This is a genomic window from Rhodovulum sp. HP10, assembly GCF_047553435.1.
Lineage (GTDB): Bacteria > Pseudomonadota > Alphaproteobacteria > Rhodobacterales > Rhodobacteraceae > Rhodovulum.
Window position 1 is genome coordinate 1,555,285 of sequence record NZ_CP180201.1, and the last position, 23,819, is coordinate 1,579,103.

The 23,819-nt window shown below is 67.3% G+C and carries 23 protein-coding genes; 6 read left to right on the forward strand and 17 right to left on the reverse strand.

Features of this window, described 5'->3' with window-relative positions; all coding sequences use genetic code 11:
* Positions 1-56 precede the first annotated feature (56 nt).
* Entirely contained in the window at positions 57-629 is a 573-nt protein-coding gene (locus ACK8CO_RS07155; RefSeq protein ID WP_080615135.1) for a lytic transglycosylase, read from the forward strand.
* Positions 630-664: 35 nt separating this feature from the next.
* Here ACK8CO_RS07155 and ACK8CO_RS07160 read toward each other — a convergent pair whose 3' ends face one another.
* The 4 genes from ACK8CO_RS07160 to ACK8CO_RS07175 form a co-directional block, all read right to left on the reverse strand.
* Entirely contained in the window at positions 665-1,267 is a 603-nt protein-coding gene (locus tag ACK8CO_RS07160) for a LolA family protein (RefSeq protein ID WP_080615134.1), read from the reverse strand.
* 69 nt (positions 1,268-1,336) lie between these two features.
* Complete coding sequence (locus ACK8CO_RS07165) at positions 1,337-4,129, reverse strand: DNA translocase FtsK (protein WP_414898671.1); 2,793 nt, start codon at positions 4,127-4,129, stop codon at positions 1,337-1,339.
* Positions 4,130-4,142: 13 nt separating this feature from the next.
* A complete protein-coding gene (locus ACK8CO_RS07170; RefSeq protein ID WP_414898672.1) occupies positions 4,143-5,324 on the reverse strand; it encodes an aminotransferase class I/II-fold pyridoxal phosphate-dependent enzyme in 1,182 nt (393 codons plus the stop codon).
* 139 nt (positions 5,325-5,463) lie between these two features.
* The gene (locus ACK8CO_RS07175; RefSeq protein ID WP_414898673.1) at positions 5,464-6,795 is read right to left on the reverse strand and encodes an amidase; all 1,332 of its coding nucleotides are present in this window, start codon (positions 6,793-6,795) and stop codon (positions 5,464-5,466) included.
* Between the two features lie 86 nt (positions 6,796-6,881).
* Between ACK8CO_RS07175 and ACK8CO_RS07180 the strand changes: the two genes are divergently transcribed.
* Positions 6,882-8,108 (forward strand): FAD-dependent monooxygenase, encoded by a 1,227-nt coding sequence (locus ACK8CO_RS07180; protein WP_414898674.1) that lies wholly within the window; start codon positions 6,882-6,884, stop codon positions 8,106-8,108.
* A 101-nt stretch (positions 8,109-8,209) separates the two neighbouring features.
* On the opposite strand, the gene tspO is transcribed toward ACK8CO_RS07180, so the two are convergent.
* The 3 genes from tspO to ACK8CO_RS07195 are packed head-to-tail and all read right to left on the reverse strand — an operon-like array spanning position 8,210 to position 11,308.
* Positions 8,210-8,686, reverse strand: coding sequence for a tryptophan-rich sensory protein TspO (gene tspO / locus ACK8CO_RS07185; RefSeq protein WP_414898675.1), 477 nt, complete (start codon positions 8,684-8,686; stop codon positions 8,210-8,212).
* A gap of 8 nt (positions 8,687-8,694) precedes the next feature.
* Positions 8,695-9,750 (reverse strand): 15-cis-phytoene synthase, encoded by a 1,056-nt coding sequence (crtB, locus tag ACK8CO_RS07190; protein ID WP_080615130.1) that lies wholly within the window; start codon positions 9,748-9,750, stop codon positions 8,695-8,697.
* Between the two features lies 1 nt (position 9,751).
* A complete protein-coding gene (locus ACK8CO_RS07195) occupies positions 9,752-11,308 on the reverse strand; it encodes a phytoene desaturase (protein ID WP_414898676.1) in 1,557 nt (518 codons plus the stop codon).
* 132 nt (positions 11,309-11,440) lie between these two features.
* Here ACK8CO_RS07195 and ACK8CO_RS07200 point away from each other — a divergent pair, with 132 nt between their 5' ends.
* The 4 genes from ACK8CO_RS07200 to bchO are packed head-to-tail and all read left to right on the forward strand — an operon-like array spanning position 11,441 to position 15,848.
* Entirely contained in the window at positions 11,441-12,271 is an 831-nt protein-coding gene (locus tag ACK8CO_RS07200; protein ID WP_080615128.1) for a hypothetical protein, read from the forward strand.
* Complete coding sequence (bchI, locus tag ACK8CO_RS07205) at positions 12,268-13,281, forward strand: magnesium chelatase ATPase subunit I (RefSeq protein WP_080615127.1); 1,014 nt, start codon at positions 12,268-12,270, stop codon at positions 13,279-13,281. The genes ACK8CO_RS07200 and bchI overlap by 4 nt, the downstream gene beginning before the upstream one ends.
* Positions 13,274-14,974, forward strand: a complete 1,701-nt coding sequence (locus tag ACK8CO_RS07210) for a magnesium chelatase subunit D (RefSeq protein WP_414898995.1) — start codon at positions 13,274-13,276, stop codon at positions 14,972-14,974. Before bchI ends, ACK8CO_RS07210 begins: the two co-directional genes overlap by 8 nt.
* Before the next feature lie 10 nt (positions 14,975-14,984).
* Complete coding sequence (gene bchO, locus ACK8CO_RS07215) at positions 14,985-15,848, forward strand: alpha/beta fold hydrolase BchO (protein ID WP_414898677.1); 864 nt, start codon at positions 14,985-14,987, stop codon at positions 15,846-15,848.
* A gap of 83 nt (positions 15,849-15,931) precedes the next feature.
* On the opposite strand, the gene ACK8CO_RS07220 is transcribed toward bchO, so the two are convergent.
* The 10 genes from ACK8CO_RS07220 to bchL form a co-directional block, all read right to left on the reverse strand.
* Positions 15,932-16,375, reverse strand: a complete 444-nt coding sequence (locus ACK8CO_RS07220) for a c-type cytochrome (protein WP_155773900.1) — start codon at positions 16,373-16,375, stop codon at positions 15,932-15,934.
* A 219-nt stretch (positions 16,376-16,594) separates the two neighbouring features.
* A complete protein-coding gene (gene puhE / locus ACK8CO_RS07225; RefSeq protein WP_414898678.1) occupies positions 16,595-17,416 on the reverse strand; it encodes a putative photosynthetic complex assembly protein PuhE in 822 nt (273 codons plus the stop codon).
* Complete coding sequence (acsF, locus tag ACK8CO_RS07230; RefSeq protein WP_080615124.1) at positions 17,413-18,528, reverse strand: magnesium-protoporphyrin IX monomethyl ester (oxidative) cyclase; 1,116 nt, start codon at positions 18,526-18,528, stop codon at positions 17,413-17,415. Before acsF ends, puhE begins: the two co-directional genes overlap by 4 nt.
* A complete protein-coding gene (locus ACK8CO_RS07235; RefSeq protein WP_080615123.1) occupies positions 18,525-18,821 on the reverse strand; it encodes a hypothetical protein in 297 nt (98 codons plus the stop codon). Before ACK8CO_RS07235 ends, acsF begins: the two co-directional genes overlap by 4 nt.
* Positions 18,822-18,872: 51 nt before the next feature.
* Positions 18,873-19,337 carry a photosynthetic complex assembly protein PuhC gene (puhC, locus tag ACK8CO_RS07240; RefSeq protein ID WP_080615122.1) on the reverse strand — a complete coding sequence of 155 codons (465 nt, stop codon included), beginning with the start codon at positions 19,335-19,337 and terminating at the stop codon, positions 18,873-18,875.
* A gap of 3 nt (positions 19,338-19,340) precedes the next feature.
* Positions 19,341-19,973 (reverse strand): photosynthetic complex putative assembly protein PuhB, encoded by a 633-nt coding sequence (gene puhB, locus ACK8CO_RS07245; RefSeq protein ID WP_080615121.1) that lies wholly within the window; start codon positions 19,971-19,973, stop codon positions 19,341-19,343.
* Positions 19,974-19,985: 12 nt separating this feature from the next.
* Positions 19,986-20,768 (reverse strand): photosynthetic reaction center subunit H, encoded by a 783-nt coding sequence (gene puhA / locus ACK8CO_RS07250; RefSeq protein ID WP_080615120.1) that lies wholly within the window; start codon positions 20,766-20,768, stop codon positions 19,986-19,988.
* A gap of 18 nt (positions 20,769-20,786) precedes the next feature.
* Entirely contained in the window at positions 20,787-22,229 is a 1,443-nt protein-coding gene (locus tag ACK8CO_RS07255; RefSeq protein WP_414898679.1) for a PucC family protein, read from the reverse strand.
* The gene (gene bchM / locus ACK8CO_RS07260) at positions 22,226-22,909 is read right to left on the reverse strand and encodes a magnesium protoporphyrin IX methyltransferase (RefSeq protein WP_414898680.1); all 684 of its coding nucleotides are present in this window, start codon (positions 22,907-22,909) and stop codon (positions 22,226-22,228) included. Before bchM ends, ACK8CO_RS07255 begins: the two co-directional genes overlap by 4 nt.
* Positions 22,909-23,805: a ferredoxin:protochlorophyllide reductase (ATP-dependent) iron-sulfur ATP-binding protein gene (gene bchL / locus ACK8CO_RS07265; RefSeq protein WP_080615117.1), complete on the reverse strand. Its 897-nt coding sequence runs from the start codon at positions 23,803-23,805 to the stop codon at positions 22,909-22,911. The genes bchM and bchL overlap by 1 nt, the downstream gene beginning before the upstream one ends.
* Between the last annotated feature and the right edge of the window lie 14 nt (positions 23,806-23,819).

Sequence of the window (23,819 nt, forward strand, 5' to 3'; positions counted from 1 at the left end):
ATGGGACAAAACAAGACCACCACGGCAGAACATACATACGGGCAAACGAGAGGCAGATGGGCAGGTTCCTCCTCATCGCTGCATGTCTTTTTCTTGTGGCATGCGGCGACAAATCTCCGCCACGCAATCTGGAAGACGCCTGCGCCATCGCGCGCGAGCGGCCGAAATACATGCGCGCGATGGAGCGCAGCGAGCGCCGCTGGGGCGTTCCGGTACCGGTGCAGATGGCGGTCATCCACCAGGAAAGCAAGTTCGTGGGCAATGCCCGCACGCCGCATCGCTTCGTGCTGGGGATCATCCCGATGGGGCGGCAGAGCTCGGCCTATGGCTATGCCCAGGCCATCGACGGCACCTGGGACATGTACCGGACCGGCACCGCCAATCGCGGCGCGCGGCGCGACAACATCGCCGACGCGACCGATTTCATGGGCTGGTACATGTCCGAATCGCGCAAGAAGCTGGGCATCCCGCTCAGCGATGCGCGCAACCAGTACCTTGCCTATCACGAGGGCCATGCCGGCTTTGCCCGGCGCAGCTACCAAAGCAAGGCCTGGCTGATGGCGGTCGCCAACCGGGTCGAGGACCGGGCCCAGCTTTACTACGCCCAGCTCATCACCTGCCGCCGCTGACAGGGCGGGGCGCGCCCCGCCCCGGCGGGGCTGCCTCAGCGCTTCATCCGGTCGGCGGTTTCCTGGACGATGTTGAACATCCGCGCGCCAAGCGGCATGCCGGTCTTCAGCTCGCCCAGAACCACGGTGGTCTGGCTTCCGGTCTCGTCGGTGATGATCCATTGCCGGAGCTCGACCGGGTCATTGGTGAAGACCAGCGTGATGGTGCCGTAATCGGGATGCTCGGGATCCTGCGCGACGACGCGGGTCGAGCTGCCGTCCTCCTCATGGCCCACCACCATCCGGGCGCGGCCCAGATCGACATTGCGGTCGAGGATCAGGTTCAGCGGCGTGCGCTTCAGCGGATACTGTTCGGGCGGCTGGTTCGACTTGTCGTCATAGACCGCGACCTGCCCGCCGCCTGCCAGCACCAGCGCCTTTTCGGGCGGCGCATATTCGAACCGCGCCCGGCCCGGGCGCTTGATCGAGAGCGTCCCGGTCGAGATCGAGCCATCGGCATTGATCTGGGTGAAATCGGCCTGCGCGGTCTGGAAGCCGTTGAGATAGGCCGAAAGCGTCGAGAGCGGGATCGGTGCGGCAAGCGCGGAACTGGCCGACATCAGGGCCGCGAGGGCCAGGGAAAGACGAAGCGGTTTCATGGCTGCCAATCTAGAGCGCCCGGCCGGGCATTTCACCCGCCCGGCCGTCACGATCAGGCGATCCGCCGCTCATGCCTGCTCGGGCACGAGGATCTCGCGCTTGCCGACATGGTTGGCGGCGCTGACCACGCCCTGATCCTCCATCTGCTCGACGAGGCGCGCGGCCTTGTTGTAGCCGATGGCCAGTTTGCGCTGGATATAGGAGGTCGAGCATTTGCGATCCTTGATCACGATCGCCACGGCCTGATCGTAAAGCGCATCCTCGCTGTCGGTATTGCCGCCCAGCCCCAGCACCAGGTCAATATCGCTTTCCTTGTCCTCGTCCGGTCCCTCGACCACGCCACCGACATAATCCGGCGGGCCGAAAGCCTTGAGGTAGTTGACGATCTCCTCGACCTCCTCGTCGCTGACGAAGGGCCCGTGCACGCGTGACAGGCGTCCGCCGCCGGCCATGTAGAGCATGTCGCCCATGCCCAGAAGCTGTTCGGCGCCCTGTTCGCCCAGGATCGTGCGGCTGTCGATCTTGCCGGTCACCTGGAAGCTGATCCGGGTCGGGAAGTTGGCCTTGATCGTGCCGGTGATGACATCGACCGAGGGCCGCTGGGTCGCCATGATCAGGTGGATGCCCGAGGCCCGCGCCATCTGCGCCAGGCGCTGGATGCAGGCCTCGATCTCCTTGCCCGCGACCATCATCAGGTCGGCCATCTCGTCGACGATGACGACGATATAGGGCAGCGTCTTGGGCAGGAATTCCTCGGTCTCGAAGACGGGCTCGCCGGTCTCGTCGTCAAAGCCGGTCTGCACCGTGCGCTTGAACATCTCGCCCTTGGCCATCGCGTCGCGCACGCGGCCGTTATAGCCCTCGATGTTGCGCACGCCCATCTTGGACATCTTGCGATAGCGTTCCTCCATCTCGCCCACCACCCATTTCAGCGCGACGACGGCCTTCTTGGGGTCGGTGACGACCGGCGAGAGCAGATGCGGGATGCCGTCATAGACCGACAGTTCCAGCATCTTGGGGTCGATCATGATCAGCCGGCATTCATCGGGCGTCAGCTTGTAGAGCAGCGACAGGATCATGGTGTTGATCGCGACCGACTTGCCCGACCCGGTCGTCCCAGCGATCAGCAGGTGGGGCATCTTGGCCAGATTCGTCACCACCGGATCGCCGCCGATATCCTTGCCCAGCGCCAGCGGCAGCCGCATCGCGCTGTCGCCGAAATCACGCGCCGACAGGATCTCGCGCAGCACCACCTTCTCGCGGCGGGCATTGGGCAGCTCGATCCCGATCACGCTGCGCCCCGGCACGGTCGAGACCCGCGCCGACAGCGCCGACATGCTGCGCGCGATGTCGTCGGCCAGGCCGATCACCCGGCTGGCCTTGAGGCCCGGCGCCGGTTCCAGTTCGTACATGGTGACCACGGGGCCGGGCCGGACCGAGACGATCTCGCCCTTCACGCCGTAATCGTCCAGCACGTTCTCCAGCATGCGCGCATTCTCTTCCAGCGCCTCTTCGCTGAGATAATGCCGCTCGATGGTCTCGGGATTGGTCAAAAGCGACAGCGGCGGATGCTGGTAGCCCTCTTCCGATTCGTCGAATTGCAGCCCCGGCTGGGCCTCTTCGCGGGCGCGGCGCGACGACACCACCGGCTTGCGCAGGCTCTGCTCGACCACCCGGCGCGGCTCGGGCAGCGGGATCGCGGGGGCCGGAGCGGCAGGAGCGGCCGGGGTGGAGGGGGCGGCGGCGTAATCCGCGGTGGGCAGACCGGTCTCGAACGGGTCCTCCTCGTCGAAATCGTCGATCTCGGGTACATCGATCCCCATGCCCGGATCGGGCGCCTGCGGCACGGTCAGGGCGGCCGGGCTGCGCACCACCGGCGGCTCGGGACGGAACCCCGTCGGCGGCACCGGCGCAGCGCGGCCCGAGCGCGCGCGGACGACATCGGCGATGCGCGCCCGGATGCGCTCTTCGGAGGCCGGGGTCATCGCCACCTCGTCATCCTCATCGTCGATCAGATCGGGATCGGCGCGACGGCGGAACACCGGCAGCCGCGCGAACAGACCGGAACGGGCGGGCGCCCCGTCCTCATGACGGTCGTCGTAATCGTCGCAATCCTCGGGTTCCGCGACAGTCTGGCGGCGCCCGGCGCGCGCGCTCCGGCGCGCCTGCAGATCCTCGCCATAACGCACCGCGCCCTGCAGCGCCCCGCGTACCCCGCGCCCGGTTGCGGCCCGCACCGCGGCATAGCTGAGAATGAGGCCCAGCAGCACAGCCCGGCCAAAGCGCCGGATCTCGTCGCGGTCGACACCGCAGACGAACAGCCCCAGCGCCAGCGTGCCCAGCCAGACCAGCGCCGAGACCAGCTTGAGCCCGACGATGGTGCCGATCGGGACCAGCCCCAGCACCGCGCCCAGCACGGTATCGCCGAACAGCCCGCCCATGCCGAAGCTGTGGGTCCAGTCCGGCGTCGGCACATTGGTCGCGGCATAGACCGAGGCCAGGCAGACGAGGAAGGGCGCGAAGATCACCCGCGACAGCGCCCGTTCCTCGCCCCAATGGGTCACGAGACGCAGCCCCCAGGCCGCGGGCACCGCGACCAGCGCCCAGCCGCCATAGCCCACGACGATATAGACCGGCGAGGCGATCGAGGCGCCGAACCGACCCAGAAGGTTCCGGGCCGGGGCGTCGGTGGCCGAGAACCAGCTCGGATCGTCGGTGACGTAAGATCCCAGCGTCAGCGCCAGCAGCACCGCAGCCAGCATCAGCCCGATGCCCAGCAATTCCTTGCCCCGGCGCTCGATGGCGGCCTGGGTGGTCTGGTCGAGAAGGGGTTCGCGCCGTTTCATCTGATAGGAAGCCATGCCCTCGCCCTTTTCAATCGTACAGACAGCCGCGCAGCCGGACCAGCGCGGCACGCATTTCATCTTCGGCGGCAACCATGGCCACGCGGATATGGCCCGCGCCCGGGTTGGTGCCGTCGACATCCCGCGCCAGATAGGCGCCGGGCAGGACCCGCACCCCGGTCTCGCGCCAGAGTTTCAGCGCCGCCGCCTCGCCATCGGCGACCGGCAACCACAGGAAGAACCCCGCTTCCGGAGCCCGATACCCCGCCACGCCTCCGAGGATATCATCGGCAATGGCATATTTGTGCTGATACCGCGCCCGGTTCGCCACGACATGGGTCTCGTCGGCCCAGACCCGTTCGGCCACCCGCTGCAGCGGCAGGGGCAGCGGAGCCCCGGCATAAGACCGAAGCTGCTTGATCCGGCCGATGCTGCCCGGCCCGCCGGCAGCAAAGCCCGAACGCAGCCCCGGCAGGTTCGAGCGTTTCGACAGGGAATGGAACGCGACCAACCGCTCGGGATCGGCGCCAAGCTCGGCCGCCACGCTCAGCGCGCCCGGCGGCGGGCTGTCGCGGTAGATCTCGGAATAGCACTCATCTGCGAAGATCCGGAAATCGTGTTTCTCGGCCAGCCGGATCAGATCGGCCCAATAGCCGCGGTCGGCCACGGCGCCCTGCGGGTTCGAGGGCGAACAGAGATAGGCGATGGCGACACGGTCCAGCAGCTCGGGCGCGAGCGCGCCGTAATCGGGCAGAAAGCCGGTTTCGGCGGTCGCGGGCACATAGACCGGCTCGGCCGCCACTGCCAGCGCGGCCACCGCATAGACCTGATAGAACGGGTTCGGCGTCAGGATCACGGGCCGGGCGCCCGCTTTCGTCTCGGGGCAAAGCGCAAGCGCGGCGTTGAACAGCCCCTCGCGGGTACCGTTCAGCGTGGTGACCTGGGTCCCGGGGTCGAGTGTCACGCCATAGCGGCGCCCCACCCAGCCCGCGATGGCCGCGCGCAGCTCGGGCGTGCCCTCGTTCGGAGGGTACTTGCCGAATTCATGGGCATGCTCGGCGACGATACCGGCGACCCATTCGGGAAAGGCGTGCCGGGGCTCGCCGATGGTCATGTGCACCGGCACGCCGCCGGGCTCATGGACGTCGAGAAGACGCCTGAGTCGCGGAAACGCGTAATCCGGTAGGTTCGAGAACCGCTCGGGAAAGGTCATGGACCCCTGTCTTGTCTGTCTTACTGCCTCGGTTCGAAGTCGTCTGAGCGCTCCGATTGCGGATCACGATAGCCCCTCGCCGCGCCGGGGTCCAGAAAGCCCGGCGCGCGCAACCCGTTGCCGGGCAAAGTTGTGGCATTTAGGTCAGGGCACGTTCCGCCGCCGCGCCGATCCGCAACAACCGCTCTTCCGACATCGGCAGCCCCATGAAGGAGATCCCCGTCGCCGGCACCCCGGTCGGCAGGGTAAGAACCGCGCCGCCCATCAGGTTCCCGATCCGGGTGTTGCGCAGCGCCAGAAGGTTCTCGGCCATGAAGAAGTCGGGATCGGCCAGCAGCCGCTCGACATCGGGCGGCAGGATAGTGCAGGTCGGCATCAGCACCGCATCGAAGCCGGACACCCGCCGGGCCCATGTCGCGCGCAACCCCTCGAGCGTCTGCCAGGCGGCAACGTAATCGGCGCCCGAGAAGGCGCGCCCGCTGCGGAAGCGGTCCAGGACCGGCGGATACATCTTGTCGGGGTCGGCCTCGATCCTGTTGCGCCAGGTGCCATAGGCCTCGGTCGCGAACAGCACCCCGGCCAGCGCCAGCGCCTCGGCCACCTCGGGCGCCTGCTGCCGGACGATGGTCGCGCCCTCCTCGGCGAGCCGCTCCAGCGCATGGTTGAACCCGGCCCGGGGCGCATCGCGCAGACCGTCGAAGGCCGCCGTTTCCAGCACCATGAACCGCAGGCCCTCGAGACGCGCCCCGGCCAGGTCGGCAGCCCGGCCGCCCTCGAGCGCCGCCAGCAGCAGCGCCGCATCCCCGACATTGCGCGCGAGCGGACCCACGGTATCGAATTTCGGGCAGAGCGGCACGACGCCCTTCAGCGAGATCCGCCCGGCGGTGGTCTTGAGCCCGACCAGGTCGTTCCAGACCGCCGGGATGCGCACCGAGCCGCCGGTATCGGACCCGATCGCGCCCGCCGCCAGACCGAAGGCCACCGAGGCCGCCGCCCCCGAGGAGGATCCGCCCGGCGCCCCCTTGGGCGCGTTGATGCAGGGCGGCGTGGCCGTGACCGGATTGACGCCGAGCCCCGAGAAGGCCAGTTCGGTCATATGGGTCTTGCCAAGGCAGACCAGCCCGCCCGCACTCGCCGTCGCCAGCACCTCGGCATCGCGCCCGGGCACCCGCCCTTGCAGCAACGCCGCGCCCGCCTCGGTCGCGATGCCCGCGCTGTCGAAGAGATCCTTCCACGAAATCGGCACCCCGTCGAGCGGCCCGAGCCGCATTCCCGAGCGCGCCCGTTCGCGCGCCGCCCCGGCCTCGGCCAGCGCCCGTGCCCGGGTCGTACGGGCATAGATCCGCTCGCCAAGCGGATGGCCAGAGATCCCGGCGAGAAAGCACTCCGTCAGATCGACCGGGTCGATTTTGCCCATCCCGATACCGCGACCAAGATCGCCCGCACTCATCCCCAGCCAGTCACTCGCCATCCGCAATCTCCCTCACCCGATATCTGCGCGACGCTAACGGCACCGGGACTTATGGACAATCCCGGGAGGACCGCCATATTCACGCCATGACCTACGATTCCGAGATCCTGATCGTCGGCGGCGGGCTCAACGGCCCGGCGCTTGCGCTGGCCCTGGCCCGGGCCGGGCTGACCGTGACCGTGATCGACGCCCTGCCCAACGCCGAGCGGACCGATGACCGCTTCGACGGGCGCTCCTATGCGCTGGCGCTGGGCTCGACCCGGCTGCTTTCGGCCATCGGAATCTGGCCAGGACTCGCCCATCGCGCCCAGCCGATCCTCGAGATCATCGCCTCGGACGGGCGCGCGGGCGGAGGTGCTGCGCCCTTCTTCCTCGATTTCCACCATGGCGAGATCGAGGAAGGCCCGATGGGCCACATGATCGAGGACCGCCATCTGCGCCGCGCGATGCTGGAGGCGCTGGAGGCCGAGCCCCGGATCACGACCCTGTCGGGCGAGACCGTCCTGGCGCAGGAGACCGGCGCGACCGGGGCGACGGTGACGCTGGCCTCGGGCCGGCAGCTTCGCGGCCGGGTGCTGGTCGGCTGCGACGGGCGCCGCTCGGGCACCGCCCGGCGCGCGGGCATCCGCCGCACGGGGCATGATTACGGCCAGACCGCGCTCGTTTGCGCCATCGCCCATGAGCACCCGCATAACGGCACCGCGCATCAGTTCTTCATGCCGCCGGGGCCGCTGGCGATCCTGCCGCTGCCCGGCAACCGCAGCTCGATCGTCTGGAGCGAGCGCCACGCCCAGGCCGCCGCGATCCAGGCGCTGGATGACGACGCCTATCTCGAGGTGCTGCGCCCCCGCTTCGGCGACTTCCTGGGCGAGATCGCGCTGGAAGGCACGCGCTTCACCTATCCGCTGAACCTGACGCTGGCCAATGCCTTCTGCGCGCCGCGGCTGGCGCTGGTCGGCGATGCCGCGCATGGGGTGCATCCCATCGCGGGCCAGGGGCTCAATCTGGGGCTTCGCGACGTGGGCGCGCTGGCCCAGGTGCTGGTCGAGGCGAAACGGCGGGGCGAGGATATCGGCGCCATCGACGTGCTCGAACGCTACCAGACCTGGCGGCGCTTCGACACCACCCTGATGGCGGCCGGGACAGATACAGTCAACGCACTGTTCTCGAACGACAACCCTCTGCTGCGGCTCGGCCGCGATCTGGGTCTGGGTGCGGTCGCGGCGCTGCCCGGCCTGCGCCGCCGCTTCATCCGCGAGGCGGCCGGGCTGACCGGCGGCCTGCCACGGCTGATGACCGGACGGCCGCTCTAGGCCGCGGCCGGTCCTTTTCCGAAGATCGAACGAACGAAAGCGCCCGGCCGAAAGGCCGGGCGACTGGTATCGGGTTTTGATCGGGCAGGTCTGTGTCTGGCTTACGCGGGCTGCGCCGCGCCGCGATTGCGCCGCCAGATCGAGAAGTTCAGCGCCCAGGCATAGCTGGTCCAGACCACATAGGGCGCGATCAGCAGCCCCGCGAACATGTCGGTCTGGTAGAACGAAACCGCCATGGCCAGGACCGAGATCCACATCCCGCAGAGAACGACCAGTGCCGCCCCCGGTCGGTGCAGGCCGAAGAAGACCGGCGACCAGAGCGTGTTGAAAGCGACCTGCAAGCCCCAGATCGCCAGCGCGTAGGCAAGCAGCGGGCTGCCCGAGATCGCGACGCGCGTCGCGGCATAGGCCATGCAGATGTAAAGCACGAACCACGCCACCGGAAAGAGCCAGTTCGGCGGAGTCCATTTGGGTTTGTAGATGCGGTCATACCAGCCGTCTGGCGAGAAGAACGCACCTGTCGCGCCCGCCGCATAGGTGGTCGCGAGGAATATTCCGAAGAGGGGCCAATCGATCATCATGTACCTTAAATAGCCTTGCGGCGATATTGTTCCAATGTGGCACCGCGTCTCGCGCGCTCGCGCGCCTCGAGCTGGGCCAGGATCGCGATGATCTCTCCGGCCCGGCCCTCGCCCCATGGGTTGTCCGATGGCCGCCGAATCGCGGTCGCCTCGACCAGATAGGCGCATTCGGGCAGCGGCTTGCCGTACAGCACCGCCGAGCGCGGCATCACGCTGGCCGTCAGGGCCTGGATCGAGGACCAGATCAGCCAGCCGAGCTTCTGCCTCTTGTTGGTATAGGCGCGGCGGGTGATGTTGTCGTAATCGGCGCGGCGCACCTCGCGGCCGATGGCGGCATAGATGTTGCGCGCGGCAAAGATGCCCGGACGGCAGGCGAAAGGCAGCTCGGCCACGCCCGGCTCGGACCGGAAATACAGCCGGTTGGCATCGGCCAGCAGCTTCTGGGTCAGGCGCCGGATGCTGGGCGAGGGCTGCGGCCGGGCCAGGAATTCCTCGACATCGAGCCCGACCTCGTTCATCCATTGCAACGGCAGGAAGAAGCGGCCCTCGGCCGCGTCCTCGCCGACATCGCGGGCGATATTGGTCAGCTGCATCGCGACGCCCAGATCGCAGGCCCGTGCCAGCGCATGCGGATCGCGGACCCGCATCAGCACCGCCATCATCACGCCGACCGCCGCCGCGACCCGGGCCGAATAGGCATAGACCCCCGACAGCGTTTCATAGCGCCGCCCCATCGCGTCCCAGGCCATGCCCTCGAGCAGCGCCTCGGGCAGGGTGCGCGGCATCTCGAACTCGTCGACCACCGCCGCGAAGGCCCGGTCGCAGGGCGCGTTCCGGGGCTGGCCGCGATAGATCAGGTCCAGCCGCTCGCCCAGCATCAGGACCGCAGCCGACTTGTCATGGGTCAGATCGACCGCATCGTCGGTCAGCCGGCAGAAGGCGTACAGCGCCAGCGACGGGTTGCGGACCCGCGCCGGCAGCAGCTTCGAGGCCGCATGGAAGGAATAGGACCCGGTCCGGATCGAGTCCTCGCAATGCTTCAGATCGGCCGGATCGATCATCTCAGCCTGCCGTGACGCTGCCCGCATCGGGCACGAGCTTGGCCATCACCTCGGCCGAGGTGACGACGCTGGGCAGGCCCGCGCCGGGATGGGTGCCCGCGCCCACCAGATAGAGGCCCTCGACCTCCTCGCTGATGTTGTGCGGACGGAAATTGGCGCTCTGGAAGATCCGGGGCTCCAGCGAGAAGCCCGCGCCATAGGGCGAGAGATAGCGCGCCTGGAAGGTGTCCGGGGTGAAGACGAGGCTGGTCGAGACATGCTGGCCGAGACCCGGCAGCAGCCTCTCTTCCAGAACCGCCTGCACCGATTGGCGGTAGCTTTCGGCCCGGGCCTTCCAGTCGACGGGCGTGTCGCAATGCAGGTTCGGCACCGGCGACAGCGCATAGAATGTGTCGTCGCCCTCCGGCGCGGCCGAGGGGTCGGTGACCGTCGGCCGGTGGATGTAAAGGCTCATGTCCTCGGCCAGCTCTTCGGGCCGGAAGAAGATGTCCTTCAAGAGCCCCTTGTAGCGCGGCCCGTTCATCACGGTGTGATGGCCCACATCGGCCCATTTGCCACGGGTGCCCCTGGTGCCGAAATACCAGACGAACAGGCCCATCGACCAGCGTTTCCTGGCCAGGCTCTCGTCGGTCCAGCGCCAGCGGCGGGTATTGCGCAGAAGGTGGCTGTAGGTGAAGCCCGCATCGGCATTCGAGACCACGACATCGGCGTCCAGCACCTCGCCCGAGGCCAGCCGGACACCGGTCGCGCGGTGCTTCTTGACGACGATCTCGTCGACCTCGGTCTTCATCCGCAGGGTGCCGCCCTGCCCCTCGATCACCCCGGCCATGGCCTTCGCGAGCGCAGCGACGCCGCCCATCGCGTAATGCACGCCGAATTCCTTCTCGAGATAGCTGACGAGGATGTACATCGAGGTGACGTTCAAGGGGTCGCCGCCGATGAACAGCGGATGGAAGGACAGCGCCATGCGCAAGCGTTCGTCCTTCACCCGGCTCGCGGCATGGGCATAGACCGAGCGGTCGGCGCGCAGCTTGCCGAAGATGTGCAGGACCTTCACCAGGTCCTTCCATTCGTTCATCGGACGGCGGCCGAGCCCCTCGAAGCCGAACCAGTAGCGCTTTTCGGCATCCTTCAGGAACCGGTCATAGCCCGCCAGGTCGTCGGGCGAGATCCGCGCCACCTCGGCCCGCATCTTCTCGGTGTCCTGCTGCGCCCGGAAACGCTCGCCATCGGCGAAGACGATCTCGTAGAACGGGTCCATCGGCGCCAGCGTGACATCCCGGTCGAAATCGCGCCCGCAGGCGGCCCAGAGTTCGCGGAAGACCTGCGGCACGGTGACGATGGTCGGCCCCAGATCGAAACGGTGCCCATCCTGCCAGATCGCCGAGCCGCGCCCGCCGGGCACATCGAGCTTGTCGACGACCGTCACCCTGTAGCCCTTGGCGCCAAGACGCATCGCTGCGGCCAGCCCGCCCAACCCGGCTCCGATTACAACGGCGTGCGGACGACCCGCCCGAACAGCTTCATCCGCCAGGGCGGGATCTACTCGTGTCATCATGTCGCTAGGTTAAACCTGTCTAGTTTAGTTTACAATGCTTCTACCGGATACGCGCCGGGGGCGGCAGGTTCCTTGCGGTCGCACCCCGAAGAGCCCAGAAGATGACCGACAGCCGGTTTAGGAGAGTCGCAAATGCAAGTCGTCACCATCAGTTTTTTCCGTTATGACAACTGGGCTTCGCGCCTCGAAGCGCTGAGCCAGATGGCCCGCGGGCGCTTCGCGCTGAAGGCGGTTCCGGGGCTGGAATTCTTCAAGCTTCTGGGCACCGGTTCGGATGAAGGTTTCAACCCCCGCCCCAATGTCGACGTCAACGCGATTCTCTGCGTCTGGCCCGACATGGCCACCGCCAAGGCGGGCCTGAAGGGCTCGATCACCCACCGGACGCTGCGCGACCATTCCTGCGAGACCTATACGATCTACCTCACCCCCACCTCGGCCCGCGGCATGTGGTCCGGGGTCGAGCCGCTGAAGGTGACCGAAAAGGCCGAAGAGGGCCCGCTGGCGGTCCTGACCCGCGCCACCGTCAAACTGCCGGTCGCGCTGCAGTTCTGGAAGCATGTGCCGCAGATCCAGAAGGAGGTCGCGGCCGATCCGACCTGCGTCTTCCACATGGGCCTGGCCGAAGTGCCCTGGGTGCAGCAGGTGACCTTCTCGCTCTGGCAGGGCACCGGCACCATGGCGGGCTTCGCCCATGGCCAGACCCCGCATGGCCACGCGATCCGGGCCGCCTATGGCGATCACTGGTTCAAGGAAGACCTTTATGCCCGCTTCAAAATCCTCGAGGAAGAGGGTACGTGGGAAGGCGGCAGCCCGATGGCCAAACTGAAATCGGACTCCAGACCGGCCGCTCCGGCCCCTGCCGAGCCCGCCGCGACCGAGAAACCCGCGGCCCAAGCGCCCGCGAAGCCCAAGAAAGCTCCCAGGAAGTCCCGGGGGTCCAAGAAATCGAAAGTGTCCGCATGACTCAACCCTTTCCCTTCTCCGCCATCGTCGGCCAGGAGGAGATGAAGCAGGCGATGATCCTCACGGCTATCGATCCGGGGATCGGTGGCGTTCTGGTGTTCGGCGACCGCGGAACCGGCAAATCGACGGCCGTCCGCGCGCTGGCCGCGCTGCTGCCGCCGATCCAGGCAGTGGCAAGCTGCCCGGTCAACTCGCCCGCGCTAGACCAGTGCCCGGACTGGGCGCATCTGACCTCGACCGAGATCGTCACCCGGCCGACGCCCGTCGTCGACCTGCCGCTCGGCGTGACCGAGGACAGGGTGGTCGGCGCGCTCGACATCGAGAAGGCGCTGACCAATGGCGAGAAGGCGTTCGAACCGGGCCTGCTGGCGCGCGCCAACCGCGGCTATCTCTATATCGACGAGGTCAACCTTCTCGAGGACCACATCGTCGATCTTCTGCTCGACGTCGCCCAGTCGGGCGAGAACGTGGTCGAGCGCGAGGGCCTGTCGATCCGGCACCCGGCGCGCTTCGTGCTGGTCGGCTCGGGCAATCCCGAAGAGGGCGAGCTGCGGCCGCAGCTTCTCGACCGCTTCGGGCTGTCGGTCGAAGTGACCTCGCCCAAGGATATCGACACCCGGATCGAGGTGATCCGCCGCCGCGACACCTACGAGATGGATTACGAGGGCTTCATGGAAAAATGGCGGCCCGCCGATGCCGAGCTGCGCGAGAAGATCATCGCAGCCCGTGCCCATCTCAAGACCATGGCGAGCGACGAGGCGGTTCTGCGCGACTGTGCCGAGCTGTGCCTGGCGCTGGGCTCTGACGGGCTCAGGGGCGAGCTGACGCTTCTGAAGGCTTCGCGCGCGCTGGCGGCCTTCGAGGGCGCCGATGCGGTCACCCGGGCGCATGTGCGCAAGGTCGCGCCGTCGGCGCTGCGCCACCGCCTGCGCCGCGATCCCCTGGACGAGGCCGGGTCCACCACCCGCGTGGGCCGTGTGGTCGAGGAGGTGCTGGGTGAGCCTGCCTGACGGCATCTGGACCCGGGTCGAGATCGGCCTGAACGCACTGGCCGTCGATCCGGCCGGGCTGGGGGGCCTGTGGCTCCGCGCCCGGTCGGGGCCGGTGCGCGACCGGGTGATCGAGGCGCTGCCCGCCCTGCCCCTGCCGCTCAAGCGCCTGCACCCCTCGATCGGCGACGAGCAGCTGTTCGGCGGCATCGACCTGACCGCGACGCTGTCCTCGGGCAAGCTGGTCGAGCGCGCGGGGATCCTGGCCGAGCCGGCGATCCTGGTCCTGCCGATGGCCGAACGCACCCAGCCCGGGCTGGCCGCAAGGCTGGCCGGGGCGATGGATCAGGGCAGCGGGCATTGCCTGATCGCCATGGACGAGGGCGCCGAGCCGCAGGAGACCCTGCCCGCGGCGCTGACCGACCGGCTGGCGCTGCATCTCGATCTCGACGCCCTGCCCTGGGGCCAGACCGAGCGCATCGCGATGGATACCGAGGCCCTGGCCGCGGCCCGCGCCCGGCTGCCCGGCGTTCGGGCCGGGACCAGCGTGCTGGAAGACCTGACCGTGCTGGCCGTGCGTCTGGGGATCGACTCGCTGCGCGCCCCGATGCTGGCCCTGAAGGCCGCCAAGGCACTGGCCGCGCTTGCCGGCAATGACGAGGTCGATCAGGACGACCTGACCGCCGCCGTCCAGCTGGTGCTGGCGCCCCGCGCGACGCAATTCCCCGAAGAGGAACCGGCCGAGGACGACCAGCCGCCGCAGGACGACCCGCCCCCGCCCGAACCCGAGCAGGGCGACAAGGACCAGGACGAGGGCGAAAGCCAGTCGCTGGACGAGTTGCCGCTTCAGGACATCCTGCTCGAGGCCGCAAAGGCCACGCTTCCGGCCGATCTTCTGGCCAATCTCGCCGCGCAGAAGGCGCAGCGTGCGGGCGGCGGCATTTCCGGCGCCGGCGCCAAGCGCAAGGGCAACCGGCGCGGCCGGCCGATCCCGGCCCGGCGCGGGCGGCTCGATACCGGTGCCCGGCTCGACGTGATCTCGACCCTGCGCGCGGCCGCGCCCTGGCAGACCATCCGCAAGCGCGAATCGAGCTTCGAGCGGTCCCTGCATATCCGGACCGACGACTTCCGGATCAAGCGCTTCGAGGAGAAATCCGACCGGCTCCTGATCTTCGTGGTCGATGCCTCGGGCTCGGCGGCGATGACCCGTCTGGCCGAAGCCAAGGGCGCGGTCGAGCTGCTGCTGGCCGAGGCCTATGCGCGGCGCGACCATGTCGCGCTGGTGGCATTCCGGGGCGAGGCGGCCGAGCTGCTGCTGCCGCCGACCCGCTCGCTGGTCCAGACCAAGCGGCGGCTTGCGGCCCTTCCGGGCGGGGGCGGCACACCGCTCGCGGCCGGGCTGAAGACCGCGCTGGAACTCGCGATCCAGTCCAAGGGGCGGGGCATGACACCGACCGTCGCACTCCTGACCGACGGGCGGGCGAATATCGCGCTCGACGGAACCGCAAACCGGACGCTGGCGGCCGAGGATGCGACGCGGATGGCGACCGCACTCCGGGTCAACGGCTATCCCGCCATGGTGATCGACATGGGCCAGCGGCCCGAACGGTCGCTGAAGGCGCTGGCCGAGACCCTGGGCGCGCCCTATATCCCGCTGCCGAGAGCCGATGCCAACCGGCTCTCGACCGCGGTATCGGCCGCGCTCGACGCCTGAGAGGGGACGCATGGACTGGGACCGGGACGGATATGACTGGCCGAACCGGGACTTCTCCCGGTTCGTGCGTCACCGCCCCCATTACTGGCACCTGCAGGAAGCGGGCGACGGGCCCGTCGTGCTGTTGCTGCACGGCACCGGCGGCGCGACCCATAGCTGGCGCGATGTCTTCCCGATCCTGGCCCGGCACTATCATGTGGTCGCGCTCGATCTGCCCGGTCAGGGCTTCACCAGGCTGGGCGCCCGCCAGCGCTGCGGGCTCGACGCCATGAGCCGGGACATCTCGGCGCTGCTCGACGGCGAGGGGCTGCTGCCCGACGCCATCGTCGGTCATTCGGCAGGTGGCGCCCTCGCGCTTCGGATGGTGCGCGACCTGAAACGACCGCCCCGGGCGCTGGTCGGGATCAACGCCGCGCTGGAAGGGTTCAGGGGGGCGGCGGGCTTCGTGTTCCCGATGATGGCGCGGATGATGGCGCTGAACCCGTTCTCGGCCTCGGAAATCTCGCGCTGGCTCGGCACGGCCGCCGGCGTCGAATACATGATCGCCGGGATCGGCAGCAGGATCTCTCCCGAGGGGCTCGCGCTCTACCGCCGGCTGGTGGCCGACCGCCACCATACCGACGCGACACTGGCCATGGTATCGCAATGGTCTCTGGACGGGCTCGGGCACGACCTGCCCGGGATCGACCTGCCGACGCTTCTGATCGTGGGAGAGGACGATCGCGCGGTGCCGGTCGCGGGCTCGGTGCGCGCGGCGGCACGGCTGCCGCAGGCCGAGCTTGCGCGCTTCCCCGGGCTCGGCCATCTGGCCCATGAAGAAGCCCCCGAGGCGGTCACCGCACGGATCGAGACCTTCCTCGCCAGCCGGCTCTGAGCGGCAGCGTTCCGCGCGACAGGCCGGGCGCAGCAAAAAGGCCGCCGGGGCGACCGGCGGCCGTTTCGCGTGATAGCGTGAGCTTATTCGTGGGTGCCGAAGCTCGCGATATAGGCGAAGACGTCACGGATTTCCTGTTCCTTGACGCGCTGGTTGGTCATCAGCCCGCGCCCCTTCGGATCCTCAGTGTAAGTGCGCAGGAAATCGGTCGGATTCGGCACGTATTTGACCAGTTCGTCCTCGGTCCAGACCAGCCCCTTTTCCCCGGCTTCCTGCATCAGCTTGGAATAGCGGAAGCCATCGATGGCGGCGGCATGGCGGCCGGGCATCTTGAAGAGGTTCGGACCAACCTTGGCATTGCGCCCCGCAACCACCTCGCCCGCATCGTTCTCGACGATATGGCAGGTCTGGCAGACCTTGTTGAAGACCTTCTCGCCGGCGGCCGCGTCACCCGTCACATCGACGGCCAGAGCCGGACCGGCGATCAGGGCCGCAGCAGCGGCAGCGAATGTGAATTTCGAAATCATGGGTCTCTCCCTGACTCAGCTGAACCGGTGCATACCATGGAACGCAGGTCTCGGAAGGTCAATCGATATGGGTTGCTAAAGAAAGGGTTTCCGATCAGTGGATTGGTCCCGAGCGGCCGTGAGCCCGCACAAGCCGGGCACGCGCCTTCGGCTTTCCTCCAGTTCCAGATCGGACGCGCCCGGAGGCCGCTCCGGGCCGATTCGCAAGCGACAGGCGAGTCAGGTCCGGCTCATGTCCTTCGAGGGCATCTTGTCCTCCCCGGCGCGCGGCTTGCGCTCGGGCAGCATCCAGCGCCAGAGCCGTTCGTCGGGCAACGGCAGTACCATCAGCCAGTGTTCCAGCAACGCCAGCGCCGTGATGGCGGTCAGCAGCGCAAAGCCCACCTTGTCATGCGGGTCGCCGACCGCGAACAGCCGCTCCATGAAACAGGCCACCGCGAAGGTCAGTCCCGAGATCGAGATCGGGAACAGCCAGTTCAGCCGCGAGATCTTGAAATGGCTGGGCAGATGCGCCAGCGGCGTCGGCAGGAACTCGACATTGATCTTGGGCACGCCGAGAAACAGGTTCAGCTTGGCCGAGATCCGCGCGAAGAACAGGATGATGAAGGTCCAGACCCCGACTCCGTTGGCCGAGTCGTGGCTGGTGACCAGCATCGCGAAGAGGATCACCACCAGCAGCGTCTCGTGATAGGCGATGGTGCCATAGGCGCGCATGAACCGCTCCCAGCCGCGCGCGTGCGGATGACAGCGGGTCGTGTTCGGCCCGGTGATGACGCCGGTGAGGAAGGCCAGCTCCACCCAGCCCCAGATCGCGATCGCTGCGAGAAAGCCCAGATAGGCGGTCGCCACGGTCTCGAAATGGCGGGTCACCTCGAACAGCCAGACCCCGCCGCCCAGAAGCGGCAGGGCCATGATCGTCGCCCGAAGATGCGCCAGGCGCCCCCGGTGCTCGGCGCGGCGCACGACGATCAGGATTGCCCCGGTCGAGAACCACCAGATGAAGAAGGCGGCCAATGCCGCGAACCACGCCGTTGCGATCAATAGACTGGCTCCAGACGGGTCGAGGCCGGCACCTCGTGCCTTTGCGCCGGAATGCTCAGAAGCGACAGGAACGCCCAGGCCGCCCGCGCCGAGCCCGCCCATTGGGCAAGCTTGCCGGCCGCGCCGCCGCGTTTGCGCGCGGCGTCGATGGCGACGCTGGCCTCCTGCAGCGCCGTCAGCCCCTTCGCCCAGCGCGGATGGTCGATATCGAGCGTGATCGGGAAGATCTGTTTCGACAGGTCCGAGGTCTTGCGGAACACCTCATGGCCGTACCAGTCGGTATCGACGCCCAGCGCCTTGTGGAAGGCGGGTCGCTGGTGATCGCGCACATGCATTGTGGCAAAGACCGCGGTCAGGAAGAACTTGATCCACAGGACGTTGACGCCCGAGGTCAGCTTGGGGTCGGTCTTCATCAGAAGCGCGAAGGCCTCGCCATGGCGGAACTCGTCATTGCACCACTCGCGGAACCACTTGAAGATCGGATGGAACCGCCTTTCGGGATGCTCTTCGAGATGGCGGAAGATCGTGATGTAGCGGGCATAGCCGATCTTCTCGCTGAGATAGGTGGCGTAGTAGATGAACTTGGGCCGGAAATAGGTGTATTTCTTCTTCTGGGTCAGGAACCCCAGGTTCACGGCGATCCCGGCCTCGCGCAGCGCGTCGTTGATGAAGCCCGCATGGCGCGCCTCGTCGCGGGCCATCAGCTGGAACAGCTCGGTCACGTCATGGTTCGAGCCGCGCCGCTTCATCTCCTTGTAGAGCACGCAGCCCGAGAATTCGGCGGTGCAGGAACTGATCAGGAAGTCGATGAACTCCTTCTTCAGCTCGGGTTCCATCCCGTCCCAGTCGACATGGTCCCAGGTTTCGTCCTTCCTGAAATGGCCCTTGTTGGGATCGGCTTCCATCTCGGCGATGAGCGCGTCCCAGTCGGCCCGGACCGGGCTGACGTCGATGGCGTCGAGCGCCTCGAAATCGGTGGTGTAGAAGCGCGGCGTCAGCAGCGTGTCCTGCATGGCGACGGCGGTCGCGGTCTCGCTGTCCAGAACGGCCTGCTGTTCCTGGATCGCAAGGCCTTCCTCGACGGTGGTGGCATCGGCGGTATGGACGTTCACAGCTTCACCTCCTCGGAAAAGGAGAATTCGCAAAGCTCCATGAATTCCAGATCGCCCGTCAGTCGCGTCCAGAGACGTTCAAGCGGGGTCGCCCGGGTGATGATGGCGGTGCGGTCCTCCCTGACCACCTCGCCATAGGGGGCCATGATCTCGGGGCCCTGCACCAGCACTTCGTCGCCCGGATGCACGACGGCTCCGTTATTGAACCGCACATGCGCATGCAGGCTTTCGAACTTGTGCGAGACCTCAACCGTACAAGGTGCGGTCTCCTTCCTTCGGGTGAAAATTCCCATCTTTCGGTTCCCTGTTTTTGAGTGTGGAGGGCATGTTCCCGATCCCTCCGGTCAGTCCAGCAGCCGCGCGAAGGCTGCGGTATTGTCGGCGCCGAAACCGACCAGTTCGGCACGCCATCCTGTCTGGTCGTCATACAGAGAAATGCGCCCGTCCTTGAACCGGACGAGGCGGACCGGCGCGTCGACCGGCACGCCGGCCTGCTTGCGTTTGAGCTCGAGCGCCCGCCAGACCCCGGCCACGAAGCCGCCCTCGTTGGGGGCGAATTCGAAGACCTGGTTGCCCTCGGTATCGTAGACCTTGGCCGAGCCGTCGATCCTGGCGTCGATCACGATCTGGCGCTCCACCGCCACCGGGGCCCCGGCATCGGGCAGCGCGTCGAGCGGCCGGTCGGTCAGCCGCGCATAGCTGACCAGGATCAGCGCGAAGAGGGCGACCCCGAACATACCCTTGATCAGGATCGGCGGGATCTTCTCTCCGTGGTCGTAAGGGCCTGTATGCCTGTTATTTCGCGCCATATTCTACTCCGCTGCAACCGTGTCATCGGCATCGACGCGCGTGAGACGGGGCTCGGAGAGCCGCGTCTGGGCCGCGTCGGCAATCAGTCGGGCGACCTTCGCCGCGTCAGGGATACAGCGGAACGCGGGCTCGGTGCGGGCCATCCGCCAGGGACGGATATGGGGCCAGCACAAGAGATACGAGAACTTGGTCGTTCCCATCAATTCGAAGGCGATGGTGCCGCTCCCGGACTTGCGCAGATCGAGATTGGCATTGCCGATCTGGGTATAGGGCAGGTTCAGCGTCATATCGAGCGCCGCCCCGATGCGAAGCGCCACACGACGGTTGGTGACGGTATAGACCGTGGCCCTTGCCTGGACGAAGGCCGTGACCACCAGCAGCAGGCAGACCACGGCCCCCAGGACCAGGAAGAACGAGGACGCGACCGCCGCCTGCGACCAGGGCATGGTCTCGGCGGCGACGATCATGCGCCACAGGAAGAGGATGACGAAATAGCCGCCCACCCAGTAGAGCGCGAGGCTCTCCCGGGCGAGCGCCCACCAGCCGGGTCGGCCCTGCCAGAGGATATGTTCCCCCTCGGGCAGGCGTTCCGGCAGTCCCTTGATGGGTTCGGCGGCGAAATCGTCGTCGGACATTGCGTCCCTTCCTCAGAATTGCGGTTCGAGCCGCTCGGCGGGGTCGGCATACAGCTTGCCGCCCGCGTAATAGGCACAGACCTTGTCTTCTTCGAGCTTGGTGATCTGGGTCGTCGACTTGATGGTCGGAACGGCGGCGAAATGCTTGCCGTAGATCGAATGGACCGAGACCTCGGGCTTGAACCAGCCGATCTTGGCCAGCTGCATCGGCAGCATCCGGCGACCGCCGCCATGCTCGGCGTCGAGTTCCAGCTCGAGATAGCGCACCAGCTGTTCGGGTTCGTCGACCCACATGTCGACCACGCTGCCGACCTTCTCGCCGTCGCCCGCGATCACCGGCATGCCGCGCGGGTCGCGACCGGCCGAGACCTTGAAGGTCTTCAGCGCCGAAAGCGGCTGGATCTTGGGATGGCCGCGGCCGTCAAGCTCGGGCTCGTCCTTGCGCGCGCACCAGGCAGCCGGGCCCACGCCGTCGACCATCGGGTCGCCGGTCGGCTCCAGCGGATAGCCGTTGCTCTTGGTGACCTTCTTCAGCGCCAGATCCGCGTTGCGCGGGTCGGTCTGCATGTCGGGCACGGTCTTTTCGCCCTGGCCATGCGGCAGCTTGAAGGTCTTGGCCGCGGGCAGCGGGAACATGCCCTGGTTCGGCGCGGCATTCCCCATCTCGTCTTCCAGCGGGTAGCCCTCATGCATGTTCATGCGTTGAAGGTAGAAGATCAGCCCAGCGAAGAACAGCCAGAACGCCCAGATGGACAGACTGGCGATATCGAAGTTTCCGAAAAAAGCGTTGACCATGGGTATCGGTCCTCCGGGTCAGGTTGGGAAGTCGGCCAGCCCGATCTTGGCCGAGGAATCCCTGTTGGGATGGTTGTTGCGGTCCTGTGGGCGCACAAGCGGCCCCAGAACCATGAGTGTCACGAAGAGAAGGACGATCTCAATGTGGTAGACCGCCGCGTATCCGGTGGCCGGCGTGTTGAGCCCCTCGCCCAGAACGCCCGCTGTCGCGAGATGCCCGATTCCGTCGCGCAGGGCCCCGCCCAGCGCCACGGCCAGCCCCGAGGCGGTCGCCTGCGCCGCGCCCCAGGCGCCAAGCGCAAGGCCGCGGCCGGCGAAATCCCGGACCGGCAGCGCCATCGCCGCGGTCAGGGTCGAGACCGAGAACAGCCCGCCGCCGAAACCGATCAGCATCGCGCCGAGGAAGAACAGGAGGCCCGAATGCAGCGGCCCGGCAAAGATCACCAGGGTGAAGGCGACGATGCCGCCGAGAATGCCGAGCGCCCCCATCCGGTGCGAGTTCATCCCCTGCCCGAGCCAGCGCGCCGCGAGCCCGAAGCCCACCAGCGCCCCGAAGGCCCAGAGCGCGGTCAGAAGCGTGGTCGAGGAGACCGACAGCCCGAGGATCTGCCCGCCATAGGGTTCGAGCAGGACGTCCTGCATCGAGAAGGCCAGCGTGCCGAGGAAGACCACCGCCAGCAGCCGTCCGGCGCTGCCGCCGCGGATGAAGTCGCGCCAGGCATCGCCGAAGCCCGGCTGCGGGGCCTCGCGCTCTTCCTTCGGCATCGGGCACATCCGCTCCTGTTTCCAGAGCGCCACGACGTTGAGCAGGATGGTGACGACGGCCGCGCCCTGCACCACCCGGATCAGCCGGATCGACGAGAAATCGCGCAGGAGCCAGCCGATGACGATGGACGAAATCCCCATCCCCAGCAGGAACATGACGTAAAGCAGCGCCACGACCCGCGGCCGGGTCTCGTCGGTGGCGCGGTCGGACGCCAGCGCCAGGCCCGCGGTCTGGGTCATATGGAGCCCCAGCCCCGTCATCAGGAAGGCGATGGCGGCAAAGACCTCGCCCGCCCAGGTCGGCCCCAGCGTCTGGTCGCCCGACAGAAGCAGCAGCGAAAACGGCATGATCGCCAGCCCGCCCATCTGCCAGAGCGTGCCGAACCACATGTAGGGGACACGCTTCCAGCCGATGGCCGATCTGTGATTGTCCGACCGGAAGCCCATCAGCGCGCGGAAGGGCGCGACCAGAACCGGCACCGCGATCATCATCGCCACGACGATCGCGGGCACCGAAAGCTCGACGATCATCACCCGGTTCAGCGTGCCCAGAAGCATCACCGTCGCCATCCCCACCGAGACCTGGAACAGCGACAGCCGCAGCAACTCGTTCATCGGCAGTCCGTCCGAGGCGGCATCGGCGAAGGGCAGGAACTTCGCCGACAGCTTCGTCAGGGGATGAGGCTTCTTGCTCATCTTTCAAGCTCCATGGCCTGGCTGATATAGAACCCCTTGGCGACCCGCGCGACGGCGCGCAGCCGCCCCTTGACGCCCGCCTTGCGCAAGGCGCCCGCGATGCGGGCCTCGGAATGCGGAATGATCCGGGGCGAACGGTCCGAGCGGGGGAAGAGCTTGCCCGTCACATGCATGACGCTCAGCAAGGGCGTCTTCGGCGCGACGGTGAAGACGATCTTGCCGCGGGTCCGGGGCGCAAGCTTGCCCAGGGCCTCGGCGATGTCGCGGGCCTGGTAGTGGATCAGGCTGTCCATCGCCATGACATAGTCGAAACGCCCCAGCCGTTCGCCCAGCATGTCGCCCGCCACGAAGGTGATCTGGCGATGATACTTGTCGGGGATCCGGCTTTTCGCCACGTCGAGGAGGCTTTGCGAGATGTCGCAGGCCACCACCTCGGCGCCGCGCTGGACCAGCTCGAGCGTCATCGGCCCGGCGCCGCAACCGGCATCGAGCACCCGGCACCCGGTCAGGTCGTCGGGCAGCCGCGCCAGCATCGCGGCGCGCATCTGGTCGCGCCCCTCGCGCACCGTCTGTCGGATGCGCGACACCGGGGCATCCGAGGTCAGATGCTCCCAGGTCTTGGCCGCCGTGCGGCCAAAGTAGGTCTCTAGTCGTTCCCGGGTACGGGCGTAGCTGTCCATCAATCGAACCCAAGCAATTCAAAGATTTCCCGGTCGGGCAGCGGATGCGGCGCCAGGGGCTCGGTCCCGGCCCAGAGCAGCTCCGCCAGCCGCACGTATTCGGCACGGCACTGCACGATATCCTCGTCATCGGGCATCTCGAACAGCGTCTTCTTCATCAGCCGCGAGCGCCGGATCGCATCGACCAGCGGCATATGCGCGATGCGGTCGAAGCCCACCCGGCTGCAATACTTGTCGACCTGGTCGGTATCTTCCGACCGGTTCGCGATGCAGCCGGCAAGCCGCACGTTGTAGTTCTTGGACTTGGCCTGCACCGCGGCGATGATCCGGTTCATGGCGTAGATCGAATCGAAATCGTTCGCGGTCACGATCACCGCCCGGTCGGCATGCTGCAGGGGCGCGGCGAAACCGCCGCAGACCACATCGCCCAACACGTCGAAGATCACCACATCGGTGTCTTCCAGCATGTGGTGCTGTTTCAGCAGCTTGACGGTCTGGCCCACGACATAGCCGCCGCAGCCGGTGCCCGCGGGCGGGCCGCCCGCCTCGACGCACATCACGCCGTTGAAGCCCTCGACCATGAAATCCTCGGGGCGCAACTCCTCGGGGTGGAAATCCACCTCCTTGAGCACGTCGATCACCGTGGATTGCAGATGCCCCGTCAGGGTGAAGGTCGAATCATGCTTGGGATCGCAGCCGATCTGCAGAACGCGCTTGCCCAGCATCGAGAAGGCCGCCGACAGGTTCGACGAGGTCGTCGACTTGCCGATCCCGCCCTTGCCATAGACCGAAAAGACCTTGGCCCCCTCGATCTTCATCGTTTCGTCCTGATGGACCTGGACGGAGCCTTCGCCGTCTTCGCCCTTCAGCACAGGAATTTCGTCTCTGGGGCTCATTGGTTCCCTCCGTT